At 69.1% G+C, this 14,629-nt stretch carries 15 protein-coding genes; 3 read left to right on the top strand and 12 right to left on the bottom strand.

The features are described 5' to 3' along the window. Window position 1: 1 nt before the first annotated feature. Genes MUU77_RS10685 through MUU77_RS10675 form a run of 3 tightly spaced genes read right to left on the bottom strand, consistent with a single transcriptional unit; the run spans window position 2 to window position 3,199 of the window. A complete protein-coding gene (locus MUU77_RS10685; protein ID WP_245086544.1) occupies window positions 2-1,993 on the bottom strand; it encodes an acetyl/propionyl/methylcrotonyl-CoA carboxylase subunit alpha in 1,992 nt (663 codons plus the stop codon). After that, window positions 1,993-2,394 (bottom strand): VOC family protein, encoded by a 402-nt coding sequence (locus tag MUU77_RS10680; protein ID WP_245086541.1) that lies wholly within the window; start codon window positions 2,392-2,394, stop codon window positions 1,993-1,995. Before MUU77_RS10680 ends, MUU77_RS10685 begins: the two co-directional genes overlap by 1 nt. Window positions 2,395-2,398: 4 nt before the next feature. Further along, entirely contained in the window at window positions 2,399-3,199 is an 801-nt protein-coding gene (locus tag MUU77_RS10675) for an enoyl-CoA hydratase-related protein (RefSeq protein WP_245086538.1), read from the bottom strand. 108 nt (window positions 3,200-3,307) lie between these two features. Between MUU77_RS10675 and MUU77_RS10670 the strand changes: the two genes are divergently transcribed. From MUU77_RS10670 to MUU77_RS10660, 3 genes are read left to right on the top strand one after another with little or no spacing between them, the layout of a single operon-like run. Then, a complete protein-coding gene (locus MUU77_RS10670; RefSeq protein WP_245086535.1) occupies window positions 3,308-3,553 on the top strand; it encodes a FeoA family protein in 246 nt (81 codons plus the stop codon). After that, window positions 3,550-5,415: a ferrous iron transporter B gene (locus tag MUU77_RS10665; RefSeq protein ID WP_245086534.1), complete on the top strand. Its 1,866-nt coding sequence runs from the start codon at window positions 3,550-3,552 to the stop codon at window positions 5,413-5,415. Before MUU77_RS10670 ends, MUU77_RS10665 begins: the two co-directional genes overlap by 4 nt. A gap of 3 nt (window positions 5,416-5,418) precedes the next feature. After that, complete coding sequence (locus MUU77_RS10660; RefSeq protein ID WP_245086531.1) at window positions 5,419-5,667, top strand: DUF6587 family protein; 249 nt, start codon at window positions 5,419-5,421, stop codon at window positions 5,665-5,667. A 9-nt stretch (window positions 5,668-5,676) separates the two neighbouring features. Here the strand turns inward: MUU77_RS10660 and MUU77_RS10655 are convergent, their stop codons facing one another. The 9 genes from MUU77_RS10655 to MUU77_RS10615 all read right to left on the bottom strand — a co-directional run bounded on the left by MUU77_RS10655 (window position 5,677) and on the right by MUU77_RS10615 (window position 14,528). After that, window positions 5,677-7,047, bottom strand: coding sequence for a J domain-containing protein (locus tag MUU77_RS10655; protein ID WP_245086528.1), 1,371 nt, complete (start codon window positions 7,045-7,047; stop codon window positions 5,677-5,679). After that, a complete protein-coding gene (locus MUU77_RS10650; RefSeq protein ID WP_245086524.1) occupies window positions 7,044-7,724 on the bottom strand; it encodes a DnaJ domain-containing protein in 681 nt (226 codons plus the stop codon). The genes MUU77_RS10655 and MUU77_RS10650 overlap by 4 nt, the downstream gene beginning before the upstream one ends. After that, a complete protein-coding gene (locus MUU77_RS10645) occupies window positions 7,721-9,415 on the bottom strand; it encodes a molecular chaperone HscC (RefSeq protein WP_245086521.1) in 1,695 nt (564 codons plus the stop codon). The genes MUU77_RS10650 and MUU77_RS10645 overlap by 4 nt, the downstream gene beginning before the upstream one ends. A gap of 66 nt (window positions 9,416-9,481) precedes the next feature. Further along, window positions 9,482-9,850, bottom strand: a complete 369-nt coding sequence (locus MUU77_RS10640; protein WP_245086518.1) for a hypothetical protein — start codon at window positions 9,848-9,850, stop codon at window positions 9,482-9,484. Continuing rightward, window positions 9,847-10,380, bottom strand: coding sequence for a polymer-forming cytoskeletal protein (locus MUU77_RS10635; protein WP_245086515.1), 534 nt, complete (start codon window positions 10,378-10,380; stop codon window positions 9,847-9,849). The genes MUU77_RS10640 and MUU77_RS10635 overlap by 4 nt, the downstream gene beginning before the upstream one ends. 185 nt (window positions 10,381-10,565) lie before the next feature. Next, complete coding sequence (locus MUU77_RS10630; RefSeq protein ID WP_245086512.1) at window positions 10,566-12,173, bottom strand: carboxyl transferase domain-containing protein; 1,608 nt, start codon at window positions 12,171-12,173, stop codon at window positions 10,566-10,568. 119 nt (window positions 12,174-12,292) lie between these two features. Beyond that, a complete protein-coding gene (locus MUU77_RS10625) occupies window positions 12,293-12,670 on the bottom strand; it encodes a hypothetical protein (protein ID WP_245086509.1) in 378 nt (125 codons plus the stop codon). A gap of 166 nt (window positions 12,671-12,836) precedes the next feature. Next, entirely contained in the window at window positions 12,837-13,181 is a 345-nt protein-coding gene (locus MUU77_RS10620) for a hypothetical protein (protein WP_245086505.1), read from the bottom strand. A gap of 171 nt (window positions 13,182-13,352) precedes the next feature. Then, the gene (locus MUU77_RS10615) at window positions 13,353-14,528 is read right to left on the bottom strand and encodes a thiolase family protein (protein ID WP_245086502.1); all 1,176 of its coding nucleotides are present in this window, start codon (window positions 14,526-14,528) and stop codon (window positions 13,353-13,355) included. Window positions 14,529-14,629 lie beyond the last annotated feature (101 nt).

The following is a 14,629-nucleotide window of genomic DNA, read 5'->3' as shown; positions in this document are numbered from 1 at the left end:
CTCACTCCAGCGCCACGAGGACGGCATCGGCTTCGACGAAGTCGCCGGCCGCCGCACGCACGTCGGCGATCACGCCATCGCGCGACGCCCTGACGGCCAGTTCCATTTTCATCGCTTCCATCACCAGCAGCTCCTGTCCGGCCACCACCTCATCGCCGGGCCGCGCCTTGACCAGCACCACGCGTCCCGGCATCGGTGCGACGATCTTCCCGCTACCCGACGCCTCGCCCACCTCCGCGCGCCGGTAGGCAGGCACCGTCTCCACCGCCGTGCGTTGTTCCCCGTCGTGCAGCGTCAGGCGGGTGCCGTGCCTGGACACACAGAATCGCCGCGCCTGTCCATGGATACGCAAACCGAGCAGGTCGCCGGTCAAGCGGGCGTCCTCCACATCGTGCATCCCGTCGCCCAGTTCGATGCGGTAGCGCCCGCCGTGGCCGTGCGCCAGCGCCGTCCATGTCTGCCCCTGGTGGGCGAAGGCGAGGGGGCGCGCTCCGGCATGGCCCAGCCGCCAGCCGTCGGCGATGGCCCAGGGCGAATCCGGTTCGCCGCTGCTCCGGGCGGCTACCCGGGCGTTGGCTTCTTGCCACAGCAGTTCTGCGGCCACCAGCGCGAGCTGCTGTGCCGGTGCCAGTGACGGGGTGGGCATGAACTCGTCCAGGTGGCGGTCGAGGTAGCCGGTGTCGATCCAGCCCCCGGCCACGGCCGGATGCCGCACCAGCCGTTCCAGGAACGCGATGTTGGACTTGGGGCCGGCGATGTCGCACCGCGCCAGGGCCTCGCGCAGGCGTGCGAGCGCCTGCATGCGGTCTGCGCCGTGGACGATCAGTTTGGCGATCATCGGGTCGTAGAAGATGGTGACCGTATCGCCTTCCACCACGCCGGCATCGATCCGCACGCCCGGCGACGCCTCGGGCAGCGCGAGGCGTTCCAGCCGGCCCGATCCGGGCAGGAAGCCGGCCTCCGGGTCTTCGGCGTAAAGGCGCACCTCGATCGCGTGGCCCTGCTGGCGGATGTCGTCCTGGGCAAGCGGCAGCGCTTGGCTGGCGGCCACGCGCAGCTGCCATTCCACCAGGTCCAGCCCGGTGACCAGCTCGGTGACCGGGTGCTCCACCTGCAGGCGGGTGTTGATCTCCATGAAATAGAACTGCCCGTCGGGATCGACGATGAACTCCACCGTGCCGGCATTGACGTAATCGATGGCCTGCGCGGCCTTCACCGCCGCCTCGCCCATCGCCGCACGCAGCGCGGGCGTCAGGAACGGCGAGGGCGACTCCTCCAGCACCTTCTGGTAGCGGCGCTGGGCCGAGCATTCGCGCTCGTTGAGGTGCAGCGTGTGGCCGTGCGCATCGGCGAACACCTGGATCTCGATGTGGCGCGGCGACGCCACGTAGCGCTCCAGCAGCACGCGGTCGCGGCCGAAGGCGTTGGCGGCCTCGCGCTGGCAACTTTCCAGCTGGGCGATGAAGTCCTCCAGCCGGTGCACCACGCGCATGCCCTTGCCGCCGCCGCCATGGGCGGCCTTGATCATCAGCGGGAAGCCGATGCGCGCGGCTTCGCGGGCCAGCGTGTTGGGCGACTGGTCCTCGCCGGTGTAGCCGGGGACGACGGGCACGCCCGCGGCGGCCATCAGTTCCTTGGCGCCGGCCTTGCTGCCCATCTTGCGCATCGACGCGCCCGAGGGCCCGATGAACACCAGGCCGGCGGCGGCGACGGCATCGGCGAAGTCGGCATTCTCCGACAGGAAGCCGTAGCCGGGATGGACGGCCTCCGCGCCGGCGTCCTTGGCCGCCGCGATGACGGCGTCGCCGCGCAGGTAGCTGTCCGCGGGCCGCGGCCCGCCGATCAGGTAGGCCTCGTCGGCCGCGCGTACGTGCTGGGCATCGGCGTCCGCTTCGGAGTAGACCGCGACGGTGCGGATGCCGAGTCGCCGGCAGGTGCGGATGACGCGGCAGGCGATCTCGCCGCGGTTGGCGATCAGGATTTTCGAGAACATCAGGCGTCGGTATCCGCGGGCAGGTGGCAGACGGCTTCGATGTTGTGGCCGTCCGGATCGATGGCGAAGGCGCCGTAATAGTGGCGGTGGTAATGCGGGCGCAGCCCGGGTGCGCCGTTGTCGCGTGCGCCCGCGGCCAGTGCCGCGGCATGGAACGCGTCGACCTGCGCGCGGCTGCCCGCCGTGAACGCGATGTGCGCACCGCGGCCAGGCTCGCCGTCGCCCTTGCCGACCCAGAAATGCGGGCGGCCGGGCGGCCCGAACCCGCAGCCCTCGTAACCGCCGGTCATGTCGCGCGTCACCTCCATGACCACGCCATGGCCCAGGGTGGCCAGCACGCGTTCGTAGAACGCGCGGCTGCGCGCGTAGTCGGCGACTTCGATGCCCAGGTGGTCGATCATCGTCTCAGTCCTTCGCCCAGTGGGGTGCGCGCTTGTCGAGGAAGGCGGACAGGCCTTCCTGTCCCTCCGGCGACACCCGCAGGCGCGCGATCAGGTCGGCGTTGTCGCGGTCGACGCGCTCGCGGTCGGCCGTGGCGGCAATGCGTGCGACCAGTCGCTTCGCGCCCGCCGCCGCCACGGGACCGGCCTTCAGCAGCAGCGCGATCTGGCGCTCGATGGCCTCGTCCAGGGCATCGGCCCCGACCACCGCGTGCAGCAGGCCGATCCGCAGCGCCGTGGCGGCATCGAAGATCTCCGCCGTGGCGAACCAGCGCCGCGCCTGGCGCGCGCCGATGGCCGCGACGACGTAGGGCGAGATCACCGCCGGCAACAGGCCCAACTTGCTTTCGGTCAGGCCGAACTTCGCCTCCGGCACGCCGATGGCGATGTCGCAGCAGGCCACCAGGCCCACGCCGCCACCGAAGGCCGGGCCCTGCACGCGGGCGATCGTGGGCTTGGGCAGTTCGTCCAGGGTGCGCATCAGGCGGGCGAGCGCCAGCGCATCCTGCCGGTTCTCCGCCTCGCTGGCCGACGCCATGCCGCGCATCCAGTTCAGGTCCGCACCGGCCGAGAACGACGTCCCGCTGCCTTCCAGCACCACCACGCGCACGGCCGGATCGCCGGCGAGCTGGTCCAGGGCGGCGGTCAGGGCCGAGATCAGGCCGGCGTCGAACGCGTTGTGGAGGGCGGGGCGGTCCAGCCGCAGGCGGGCCACCGCGCCGATGCGCTCCAGTACGAGAGGGTGTCCCTGCGGGGCTTCCGCCATTGCAGCCGTTCCTTGCGAAGTCGCCGAATGATACCGGCACGCTGCGTTGCAGCCTTCCTGCACTGCGGCGATGCTACAATGAGAATAGTTCGCATTTGAGAGTCCGGCGTGATCCTGACAGAACTGCCTTCGCGTATCCCCGCCATCGTCGACGCCGTGGAAGACCATGGGCCGCAGGACGCCATTGCCCGTCGCCTGCGCGAACTGGGCTTCGTCAACGGCGAGGAAGTGGAAGTGGTCGCGAAAGGCCCGCTGGGCGCCGAACCGCTGCTGGTGCAGGTGGGCTTCACCCGCTTCGCGCTGCGCCGCTCCGAAGCCGCGCGCATCCGCCTGCGCAACGGAGCCGCGGCATGAGCGCGGCCGAAGCCTCGACGTTGCGGCTGGCGCTGGTCGGCAATCCGAACTGCGGCAAGACGGCGCTGTTCAACCAGCTGACCGGCAGCCGCCAGAAGGTGGCCAACTACGCCGGCGTCACCGTCGAGCGCAAGGAAGGACGGCTGCACTCCACCTCGTCCGGCCGCCAGTACGCCGTGCTCGACCTGCCCGGTGCCTACAGCCTGCACGCGGCCAGCCTGGACGAGGCGGTCACCCGCGATGTCTGCCGCGGTTTCTATCCGGGCGAACCCGCGCCCGACGTGCTGGTCTGCGTGGTGGACGCCACCAACCTGCGCCTGCACCTGCGCTTCGCACTGGAAGTGCGCGAACTCGGCAAGCCGATGATCCTGGCGGTCAACATGATGGATGCCGCGCAGCGCCGCGGCATCGCCATCGACCTGGCCGCCCTGGAGCGCGAACTGGGCGTGCCGGTGGTCGAGACCGTCGCGGTGAAGCACAACGGTGCGCGTGCGCTCATCGAGCAGATCGATCGCACGGCCGCGCGCCCGCACGAACCCACCGCGTGCCTGGCCGAGGGCGCGGACCTGCACGCCGAGACGCGCCGGCTGTTGTCGCTGGCGGTGGCCATGCCCACGCGCACGGCGAAGATCGACGACGCACTGGACCGCTGGCTGCTGCATCCCGTGTTCGGCCTGCTGGCGCTGGCCGTGGTGATGTTCCTGATCTTCCAGGCCGTGTACGCCTGGGCCACGCCGCTGATGGACCTGATCGAGGCCGGCAGCGGCGCGGTGGGCGAGTGGGCCGGCGGCCTGCTGCCGGAGGGTCCGCTCAACAGCCTGCTGGTGGACGGCATCATCGCCGGCCTGGGGGGCGTGGTGGTGTTCCTCCCGCAGATCCTGATCCTGTTCGCCTTCATCCTGGCGCTGGAGGAAAGCGGCTACCTGCCGCGTGCGGCGTTCCTGCTGGACCGGATGATGGCCTCGGCCGGGCTGTCGGGCCGTTCGTTCATCCCGCTGCTGTCGAGCTTCGCCTGCGCCATCCCCGGCATCATGGCCACCCGCAGCATCCAGGACCCGCGCGACCGCCTGGCGACCATCCTGGTGGCGCCGCTGATGACCTGTTCGGCGCGGCTGCCGGTGTATGCGCTGCTGATCGGCGCCTTCATTCCGCAGAAGACGGTGTGGGGCGTGTTCAACCAACAGGGCCTGGTGCTGTTCGGCCTGTATGCCGCCGGCATCGCCAGTGCGCTGGTCGTCTCCTGGGTGATGAAGAAGTGGCGCCGGGACAAGAGCGAGCACGCCTTGCTGCTGGAACTGCCCTCCTACCGCATCCCGCATCCGCGCGACCTGCTGATCGGCCTGTGGGAGCGCGCGATGATCTTCCTCAAGCGCGTCGGCGGCATCATCCTGGCGCTGACCATCCTGTTGTGGTTCCTGCTGAATTTCCCGGCCCCGCCCGAGGGCGCGATCGGCCCGGCGATCGACTACAGTTTCGCCGGACGCATCGGCCACGCGATGGCGGTGTTCTTCGCGCCGCTGGGTTTCAACTGGCAGATCTGCATCGCGCTGATCCCGGGCCTGGCCGCGCGCGAGGTCGCGGTCTCCTCGCTGGCGACCATCTACGCACTGTCGGCCGCCGACGACGATGCGGCCATCCAGGCGCTGACTCCGGTGATCAGCGACGGCTGGTCGCTCGCCACCGCCCTGTCGCTGCTGGTGTGGTTCATCTACGCCCCCATGTGCATCTCCACGCTGGCCACGATCAAGCGCGAGACCAACTCGTGGAAGCAGATGGGCTTCGCCGCGTTCTACCTGTTCGCGTTGGCCTACCTCGCCTCGCTGGTGACCTACCAGGTCGCCAGCGCATTGGGCGCCGGCTGAGCCATGGACGCCTCGCTCGCCCTGCAGTACGCCATCATCGCCATCGCGGTGGTGGTAAGCGCGTGGGTGGTGCTGAAGAAGCAGTTCCCCGGCCCGCTGCGCAAGGCGCGGATCGCGCTGGCGCTGCCGCTGCTGCGCGAGGGCAGGGCGGAGTGGCAGCACGCCCTCGGCCGGTGGATCGCACCGGCCGGCAGCCTGGTGAACGGACGGATCGCCGGCAAGGACTGCGGCGGCTGCGATGGGTGTGGTTGAGCGGGCGGCTCAACCGTAACGGATCGCCAATCCCGCGATGCCGAGCCCCACGAATATCGTGAACGAGGCGACCGTCGTCCAGCGGTTGCCGGCCGCCGCCGCGATGCTGATCCGGTGGCGCTTGGCGTAGGCCCAGTCGCAGAGAGTCATGCCGATCGCGGCACCTGCCAGCGCGAGCAACCAAGGCGACGGCAGGTCGGGCGTGGGCCATGCACGCGCGAGCCAACTGGTGCCGATCGCAAACCGCAGCGCATCGAAGAACTGGCGGAAATGGAGCAGCGCGGCAGGTAGGACCAGCGCGAACGCCAGCGCCGGCAGTTGCGGCAGCCACCAAGCCACCACCAATCCGGCCACGGCCAGCCATGCCGGCATCAGCGCGATCCACGGCGAGTGCAGGGTTGCGGGCCGTTCGCGTAGCGCCCAGAGGGCACGCATCGCGTGCCAGATGCACAGCATGCCCGCCGCCGCGGCAAAGGTCAGGCCCGTCATGCGCTGCAGCCGTTCCGGCGCGAGTGCGCTCACCGCGCACAAGCCTGCGATGGCCAGCGTCGCGAACGCAGCCGTGAGCAGGACGGTGGCCCAGCGCCACGGCCCGGCATAGAACGGGTCGGCGATGCGTTCGAAGAAGGCTTGCTGTCGGCCGTCGAGGCCGGGCACGTCATCGCCATAGTCTGCCGTCAGCCGTCGCGACAGGCGCGCTGCGCGGAACGCGAATCCCGGCACGCAGGCCAAGACGAGCGCCAGCGGCCATCCGAAGGTGCGCTTCAGCTGCCGGATGGTCAGCGGCCGATCTTCGTCGAAGGCGTCGGTGTCCTCCGTGGACACCGCCTGCAACACCTGCTGGCGTCGTTCCACCCAGTCGGGCGGGGTGAAGCCAAAGAAGTCCGCGAGGACGGCCAGGGGCCCGGGCCGCACCTGCACCTCCTCATAGGCGATGCCCTCGAAGATCGCCTGGCCGACGCGTTGCTTCACTTCCAGGTCGTACAGGGCGGGATGGCGCTCAAGGTAATGGCGAAACGCGGAAGGCAGATCCCCTTCGGCATGGACGATCACCTCTTCGCGCAGCGCCGTCTCGTCGATTGGTGGCGCGACAGGCTGCGGCGGGAGGATGTCCGCATGTCCAATAGGTGATGCGGGCGACGACGCATCAGGTGCCGGTGCATGCAATGGGGCGGGTACAAAGCGCGTATCCGCGGCCGTCGCATCGAGGAGTTGTCCGGTCAGCAGCGCCAGCGCTTCCTGGTAAGCCTCGTGCAAGCGCTGGAACCCCGCCGGATCTTCGTCCGGACGCGTCGTCTTCAGCAGGCGCGCATAGGCTCGCTTGACGGCGCGTTCGTCCGCGTCCGCTGGCAGGCCAAGGAGGGTGAAGGCCCCGGTCATGGTTCCCCTCCGGAACAGCGTGCCACTGAGATCACGGCAATTAGCATCATCCAAACAGCCACGCCGAAGGACCAACCCAAGCTACCGCTGGACGAGGAGGAGGAAGGCCCCGTGTAGGGTTTCCGGATCGCTTCGGCATCCTCAAGCGTCATTTGTGCGTGTTGTTCCAGTGCGATGACGTAAGACTTGAGCCGGCTGCGTGCGGGACCCGCCGTATCCAGTCCCAGGAAGTGCAGAACCGCGGCCACGTGTCGCGGCGGCAGTGGCGGCTTCCGTAGCAGCGCTTCCACGATCTGGTAGGCATAGGTTTCACGCGCGCCGATGGAATAGAACGCCGGGTGCGCTTGCAGCCAACTTAGGATGTCGCGGCCGCTGGCCGTTCGTGAAAGGTCGAGAAGTGAAGCGACGAACATTTCCATGTCAAATGCGGCAGCAACCACAGGCGCAGGCCTGGGCGCGGTCGCGACGGGCGCGTTGATGCCCAAGCGCTTCGGCGATTCCCGTACGCTGCCCTCCAACTGGAGGAGACAGAATTGGTAGGCATGGTTGAGGCGCTGGAATCCTTCGGGATCATCGTCGGGCCTGTGGACTTTCAGCAGTCGGGCGTAGGCGCGCTTGATGGTGCGCTCGTCAGCGTTCTCGTCAATGTCAAGAAGGTCGTACGGCCAGTCGCTCACCCTTGGACCTCGATGCTGTCCAGCATCCGGGTGAAATCGCCCCGATGTTCGCGTATCTGCAGGGGGTCCTGACCATCCAGCACGGTGCGGAAGCGCACCAGCGCGTCCTGCAGGTCGCGGCGCGCCCAGAGCAGCTCTTCATACAGGCGCTCGGCACGCGCGATCACCAGGAGATTCTCCTGCTGGTCGCGGGGATGGACTTTCAGTTCCGACAGCGCGGCCAGGCGCTGACGTATCTCGTCCGGGGTCAGCACGCCAGGGTTCTGCTGCAGGACGACCTCATGGGTCTGACCGGTTGCCACGATGGTGGCTTCCACCTGCAGCAGCCCGTTAACGTCGTAGGTGAATCGGATGTCAACGGGGTTCTCGCGCGCGGCGCGCGCCGGGACCTTCACCGAGATGGTGCCCAGCTTGACGTTGTTCTCCACGCGCGGACTCTCGCCCTGGTAGATGTTGAACTCCACCTGCGTTTGCTGGTCGCGCATCGGCTGATAGCGCTCGACCCGGCTGACCGGCACGGTCGCGTTGCGATGGATGATCGGGGAGAACAGGCCGGTCGTGACTTGCCCATGCCCGTCGTCCTGCGCGGTGTCCACGCCGAGCGAGTGAGGACACACGTCGGTGAGGATGATCTCTTCCAGCGATTCGTCGCGCGCCTTCATGCCAGCCGCCACCGCGGCGCCCAGCGCGATCGCCTCGTCCGGGTTAATGTGCCGCAAGGGCAGGCGACCGAACATGCGGGAGACCAGTCGGGCGGTCAGCGGCATCCGCGATGCGCCGCCGACCAGAACGATGTCGTCCAACTGGCCCGGGGCCAGGCGAGCGTCGCGCATGGCGCGCTCGAGTGGCGCGCGCATGCGCTGCACCAGCGGCTCGCACAGGCGCGAGAATTCCGTCTCGTCGATCTGCCAGCGACGGGGCTCGCCGCCCAGCAGGAGCTCGACGCCGATAAGGTCGCCGGACGTGTTCGACAGTTCGCGCTTGGCAGACTCCAGTCGGCGCCTCAGCAGGGCATCTTCGCTGGCTGTCAGGCTTTTCGCTTCGATCTTGAGCTCGCGCAGGCACGCATCGCGCAGCGCTGACAGGAAATCCTCTCCGCCGAGGAAGTTGTCGCCGGCGCTGGCATGGACTTCCATCACGCCATCAAACATTTCCAGGATCGAGACATCGAAGGTGCCGCCGCCCAGATCGAAGACCAAGAAGCGTCCGCCGCCGTCGCGCTGCTGCAGGCCGTAGGCCATGGCGGCGGCGGTCGGCTCGTTGATGAGTCGCTCGACCTTGATGCCGGCCAGTTCCCCGGCGATACGGGTGGCCTTGCGCTGGGCGTCACCGAAGTACGCCGGCACACTGATCACGGCCTCGCTGACGGATGTGCCGAAATGGCTTTCCGCGTCGGCGACAAGCGCGCGCAGGACCAGGGCCGACAGTTCTTCCGGACGCAGTGCGTGCTTGCCGAGGCGGGTGACGCGATTGGTGCCCATCCAGCGCTTGAAGCTGGCCACGCTACGATCCGGATGGGTGATCAGCCGGTCCACCGCAGGCCGGCCCACGATCAGCGTGTCGTCCGCATCCACGCTGATCACGGAAGGCGTGAGCAGCTCGCCCAGTGCATTCGGTATCAGGACCGGACCATCCGGCCCGTGATAGCCAATCAACGAATGCGTGGTTCCCAGATCGATGCCGACGATCATCCAGCCCCCTGCTGGCGTCCTTGTCGAGGCCGAGTGTAGCCGGGCGGGGCGGTGGCGGGGAGGGCGTCAGTGCCGCGTACGCCGCCCTGCCGCCTTCCCGGTGGCGGGGTTCAGTTCGACCGACAGGACGAAGCTGCGGCGTTCGTGCGGCTGCATCGCGCCGACCCCGACCACCTGGCGGGTCACTTCCTCGCCGCGATCGTTGCGGATGGACAGCACCACGCTGTATTCCCACGCCGCGCCCTCCGCGGGCGGCTGCAGCGTGCCCTCGATGCGCAGCGGGGTGAGCGCAGGCGCCGCGTTGGCGCCCGCGCCGGGTTCGAAGCGCAGGTGATGGCGGCAGCCGGGGCAGACCGCCGCACTCTCCAGGATGGTCGCCTTGCAGTGCGGGCAGGTGCGGGTGGCGCCGGCGCTGCCGGGGCGGGGTTGGCTCATGCCGCCGTGCCAGGCTCCGTGCCGCCGCCCTTGCCGGCCTTGCCCGGTTCGTCCCAACCGAAGTCGGCCTGTCCCCGCATGCGCGAACCTGCGGCCACGGTCAGCGAGCCGGCCTTGACGTCGCCGACCAGCACGCCAGAGGCGAGCAGTTCCACGCGCGAAGCCGACTCGATGTTGCCCTCGAGCTCGCCGGCGATGATGACCTTCTTGGCGCGGACGCCGCCGTTGAGCTTGGCGCCGGTTTCGATGGTCAGGTCGCCCTGCACGTTGACATCGCCCTTGAACCGGCCGGCGATGCGGATGTGGCCCGTGCCCTCGATCTTGCCCTCGATGGTCAGGTCGGCGGCGATCAGCGATTCCTTCAGCGTTTCCTGCGGCACCCGCTCGGGCGCCCGGGTGCCGGGCGGGGCGGTGACCGTCGGCGAGAAGTCGGCCACGGCCGGAGCTTCACGCATGCCGGCGGGCGTGGGTTCGGAGGGGGGCGTGGCGGCCTCTTTCTTCGCGGGGCCTGGGTCTTTCCAGATGGACATGCAGGGGATGCTCCGGGTGGCAGGGACCCCGGACTATCGCCGCCCCTCGCTGCGCGCGCTGTGACCTGCGCAGCCGATTGATGGCGTGGCGCAGGTCAGGCAGGCGCGGTTCACCCTGGATTCGGGCTTGTGCACGCGGCAATCACAACGATGAAGAGGAGGGCCGCTGCCGGGCACGCCTGAGGCTACATCCGGAACACGCCGAACTTCGCCGGCTCGATCGGCGCGTTGAGCGAGGCCGAGATCCCCAGGCCCAGCACACGGCGGGTATCGGCGGGGTCGATGATGCCGTCGTCCCACAGCCGCGCGGTCGCATACCAGGGACTGCCCTGGGTCTCGTACTGCTCGCGGATGGGCGCCTTGAAGGCATCTTCCTCCTCCGCGCTCCAGGCCTTGCCGGCGGCCTCGATGCCGTCGCGCTTCACCGTGGCCAGCACGCTGGCGGCCTGTTCGCCGCCCATCACGCTGATGCGCGCATTCGGCCACATCCACAGGAAGCGCGCGCCGTAGGCACGGCCGCACATGGCGTAGTTGCCGGCGCCGAAGCTGCCGCCGATCACCACGGTGAACTTGGGCACGGACGAGCAGGCGACCGCGGTGACCATCTTGGCGCCGTCCTTGGCGATGCCGGCGTTCTCGTACTTGCGGCCGACCATGAAGCCGGTGATGTTCTGCAGGAACACCAGCGGGATGCCGCGCTGGTTGCACAACTCGATGAAGTGCGCGCCTTTGAGCGCGCTCTCGCCGAACAGGATGCCGTTGTTGGCGACGATGCCGACCGGATAGCCGTGCAGGTGGGCGAAGCCGGTCACCAGGGTCTTGCCGTAGCGCGCCTTGAATTCGTCCAGTTCGCTGCCGTCGGTGATGCGGGCGATCACCTCGCGGATGTCGAACGGCCGGCGGGTGTCCTTGGGCACGATGCCGTACAGCTCTTCGGCGGCGTACAGCGGTTCGCGCGCCTCGCGCAACGCGATGGGCACGGGTTTGCGGCGGTTGAGATGGCCGACGATGCCGCGCGCGATCTCCAGCGCATGGCGGTCGTCCTCGGCGAAGTGGTCGGCCACGCCGGACACCCCGGTGTGCACCTCTGCGCCGCCCAGTGCCTCGGCATCCACCACCTCGCCGGTGGCGGCCTTCACCAGCGGGGGGCCGCCCAGGAAGATCGTGCCCTGTTCCTTCACGATGACGCTTTCGTCGCACATCGCCGGCACGTAGGCCCCGCCGGCGGTGCAGCTGCCCATGACCACGGCGATCTGCGGGATGTTCTCCGCGCTGAGCCGTGCCTGGTTGTAGAAGATGCGGCCGAAATGCTCCCGGTCGGGAAAGACCTCGTCCTGCAGTGGCAGGAAGGCGCCGCCGGAGTCGACCAGATAGACGCAGGGCAGGCGGTTCTCGCGCGCGATCTCCTGCGCGCGCAGGTGCTTCTTCACCGTCATCGGAAAATAGGTGCCGCCCTTGACGGTGGCATCGTTGGCCACGACCACCACCTCGTTGCCCATCACGCGGCCGATGCCGCAGACCATGCCGGCCGCCGGTGCGGCCCCGTCGTACATGTCCTCGGCGGCGAGCGGGGCGATCTCCAGGAAGGGCGAACCGGGATCGAGCAGGGCGGTGATGCGGTCGCGGGCCAGCAGCTTGCCGCGCTCGGTATGCCGGTTGCGGGCCTTCTCGCCGCCGCCGTCGGCGGCACGCGCCAGCCGGCGGTCCAGTTCCTGCACCAGTACGCGATGGTAGGCCGCGTTGGCGGTGAAGTCGGGCGAGCGCGGATCGAGTTGCGAGACGATGGCAGGCATGCGGTACGGAACGGCAGGAAAGGCGGCATCAGACCATAAAGCCCGGCACGCGCCAAACCGCAGTGCAAAGAAAGGCCCGCTTGCGCGGGCCTTTTTCGATTCGCGCGAAGGCGAGCCGATTACTGCTTGACTTCTTCAGCCTTGGCGTCGGCCTTCTCGGCCACTTCGGCGGCCTTGTCGGCAGTGGCCTGGGCGGCGTCGGCGGTGGCCGAGGCAGCAGCGGCGGCGGCGTCGGTGGCGGCGGCTTCGGTCGCGGCAGCGGCGTCGGAGGCGGCGGCCGTGGCGGCAGCGGCAGCGTCGGCGGTGGCAGCGGCGGCAGCGTCGCCCGCGGCGGAAGCGGCGTCGCCGGCAGCCGAGGCGGCGTCACCGGCAGCGGCGGCGGCCTGGTCGGCGGCGGCAGCGGCGTCGGCAGCGGCGGCGTCGGTGTTCTCGCTCTTCGTGCAGGCGCTCAGTGCCAGGGCGGCGGCGACCAGCAGGACGGTGCTCTTGATCTTCATGGTGGATCCCCAAATCGGTAGTGTGGAAGATGGTGCCGGGAGCGGCGCCCGGATCCGATCGCGAACGGGCGCGATACGGAAGGGAACCGGTCCCGGATACAGAAAAAGCCGCCAGCGAACTGGCGGCTTTCTCAGTTTAACGCCAAATCAGGCAACCGCCAGCAGATTACTGCTTGGTGGCTTCCTTGGCAGCGTCGGTCGCGGCTTCGGCGGTGTCGGCAGCCTGGGCAGCGGCGTCGGCAGCAGCGTCGGCGGCTTCCGTCGTGGTGGCGGCAGCGGCGTCGGTCGCGGCGGTCGAAGCAGCGTCGGCGGCAGCGGCAGCGGCGTCGGCCGACTGCTGGGCGGCGTCGGCGGTCGCTTCGCCCGCGGTGGCGGCGGCGTCGGCGGCAGCCTGGGCTTCGGTCGCGGTCGCGGCGGCGTCAGCAGCGGCGTCGGCGGCCTGTTCCTGGTTCGAGCACGCAGCCAGGGCGAAACCCAGAGCCAGCGCGATCAGAGCCTTGTTCATGGTCATCGTAGAATTTCCTCGTCGTTAGTTAGGCAACGCGCAATTGCGCGCCTGCAACATGATGACAAGCCCATTACGCGTGTCAAGCGCCTGGCCGGTTATCTTTGTCAACCCGTTGTTAAACCTTATGGGCCGGGCGAATCACGGCCGATTCGCCCCCCACGATTGCGCAAGAACTCACACGATCTCGACCGCGACGGCCGTGGCTTCGCCGCCGCCGATGCACAGGGTGGCGATGCCACGCTTCAGGCCGCGGACACGCAGCGCGTTGACCAGGGTGACCACCAGGCGCGCGCCGGAGGCGCCGATCGGATGGCCCAGCGCACAGGCGCCGCCATTGACGTTGACCTTGGCGTGGGGGATGCCCAGCTCCTTGATCGGCGCCATGGCGACCACGGCGAAGGCCTCATTGACCTCGAACAGGTCCACCTGCTCCACGGTCCAGCCGACCTGCTTGAGCAGCTTGTCGATGGCCGCGACCGGGGCGGTGGTGAACCACTCCGGCGCCTGCGAGTAGGTGGCGTGGCCGACGATCCGGGCCAGCGGCCGGATGCCGCGCCGGGCGGCTTCCTCGGCGCTCAGCAGCACGGTGGCCGCCGCGCCGTCGGAGATGCTGGACGAACTGGCGGCGGTGACGCTGCCGTCCTTCTTGAAGGCGGGCTTGAGGGTGGGGATCTTGGCGACGTCGGACTTGCCCGGCTGTTCGTCCGTGGCCACCTCCACCTCACCCTTGCGGGTGGCCACCTTGACCGGGACGATCTCGTCGTTGAAGGCGCCCGATGCCTGCGCGGCCTGCGCGCGGGCGACCGATTCGATGGCGTAGGCGTCCTGCTCCTCGCGGGTGAAACCGAACTTGGCCACGGTGGCTTCGGCGAACACGCCCATGGCCTGGCCGTCGTAAGGGTTGGTCAGGCCGTCCCAGGCCATGTGGTCCACGGCCTGGAAGTTGCCGTAGCGGTTGCCGGTGCGCGAGTTGGGGAGCATGTGCGGGGCATTGCTCATGGACTCCATGCCACCGGCGACCACGATGCTGGCCGAACCGGCCTTGATCAGGTCATGGCCCAGCATGATCGCTTTCATGCCCGAGCCGCACACCTTGTTGATGGTGGTCGCACCGGCCGCATCGGGGATGCCGGCGGCGCGCGAAGCCTGGCGGGCGGGGGCCTGGCCCAGGTTGGCCGGCAGCACGCAGCCCATGATGACCTCGGACACGTCCGCGGCCGGGATGCCCGACTGCTCCAATGCCGCGGCGATGGCGGTGGCGCCCAGCGTCGGGGTGGGAACGCCGTTGAACTGGCCGAGGAACGAGCCTATGGCGGTGCGCTTGGCGGCGGCGATGACGATGTCGGACATGGGGGGTTCCCGCGTGGAGTGAGGCGACGATTATCCCGCTGCCGGCCGACGGCGGGCAAATCGGCCGTTGGTACAGGGCCGTGCCGGCGTATGCTGGTGCC

Source organism: Pseudoxanthomonas sp. F37, assembly GCF_022965755.1.
GTDB lineage: Bacteria > Pseudomonadota > Gammaproteobacteria > Xanthomonadales > Xanthomonadaceae > Pseudoxanthomonas_A.
This window is presented reverse-complemented; position numbering and strand designations above follow the sequence as displayed.

Coding starts and splice junctions, on each gene's coding strand:
- MUU77_RS10665 (WP_245086534.1), top strand. CDS start 3,550: ATGAGCGCGGCCGAAGCCTCGACGTTGCGGCTGGCGCTGGTCGGCAAT.
- MUU77_RS10620 (WP_245086505.1), bottom strand. CDS start 13,181: ATGACCATGAACAAGGCTCTGATCGCGCTGGCTCTGGGTTTCGCCCTG.
- MUU77_RS10635 (WP_245086515.1), bottom strand. CDS start 10,380: ATGTCCATCTGGAAAGACCCAGGCCCCGCGAAGAAAGAGGCCGCCACG.
- MUU77_RS10615 (WP_245086502.1), bottom strand. CDS start 14,528: ATGTCCGACATCGTCATCGCCGCCGCCAAGCGCACCGCCATAGGCTCG.
- MUU77_RS10645 (WP_245086521.1), bottom strand. CDS start 9,415: ATGATCGTCGGCATCGATCTGGGAACCACGCATTCGTTGATTGGCTAT.
- MUU77_RS10625 (WP_245086509.1), bottom strand. CDS start 12,670: ATGAAGATCAAGAGCACCGTCCTGCTGGTCGCCGCCGCCCTGGCACTG.
- MUU77_RS10630 (WP_245086512.1), bottom strand. CDS start 12,173: ATGCCTGCCATCGTCTCGCAACTCGATCCGCGCTCGCCCGACTTCACC.
- MUU77_RS10685 (WP_245086544.1), bottom strand. CDS start 1,993: ATGTTCTCGAAAATCCTGATCGCCAACCGCGGCGAGATCGCCTGCCGC.
- MUU77_RS10680 (WP_245086541.1), bottom strand. CDS start 2,394: ATGATCGACCACCTGGGCATCGAAGTCGCCGACTACGCGCGCAGCCGC.
- MUU77_RS10655 (WP_245086528.1), bottom strand. CDS start 7,047: ATGACCGGGGCCTTCACCCTCCTTGGCCTGCCAGCGGACGCGGACGAA.
- MUU77_RS10660 (WP_245086531.1), top strand. CDS start 5,419: ATGGACGCCTCGCTCGCCCTGCAGTACGCCATCATCGCCATCGCGGTG.
- MUU77_RS10640 (WP_245086518.1), bottom strand. CDS start 9,850: ATGAGCCAACCCCGCCCCGGCAGCGCCGGCGCCACCCGCACCTGCCCG.
- MUU77_RS10675 (WP_245086538.1), bottom strand. CDS start 3,199: ATGGCGGAAGCCCCGCAGGGACACCCTCTCGTACTGGAGCGCATCGGC.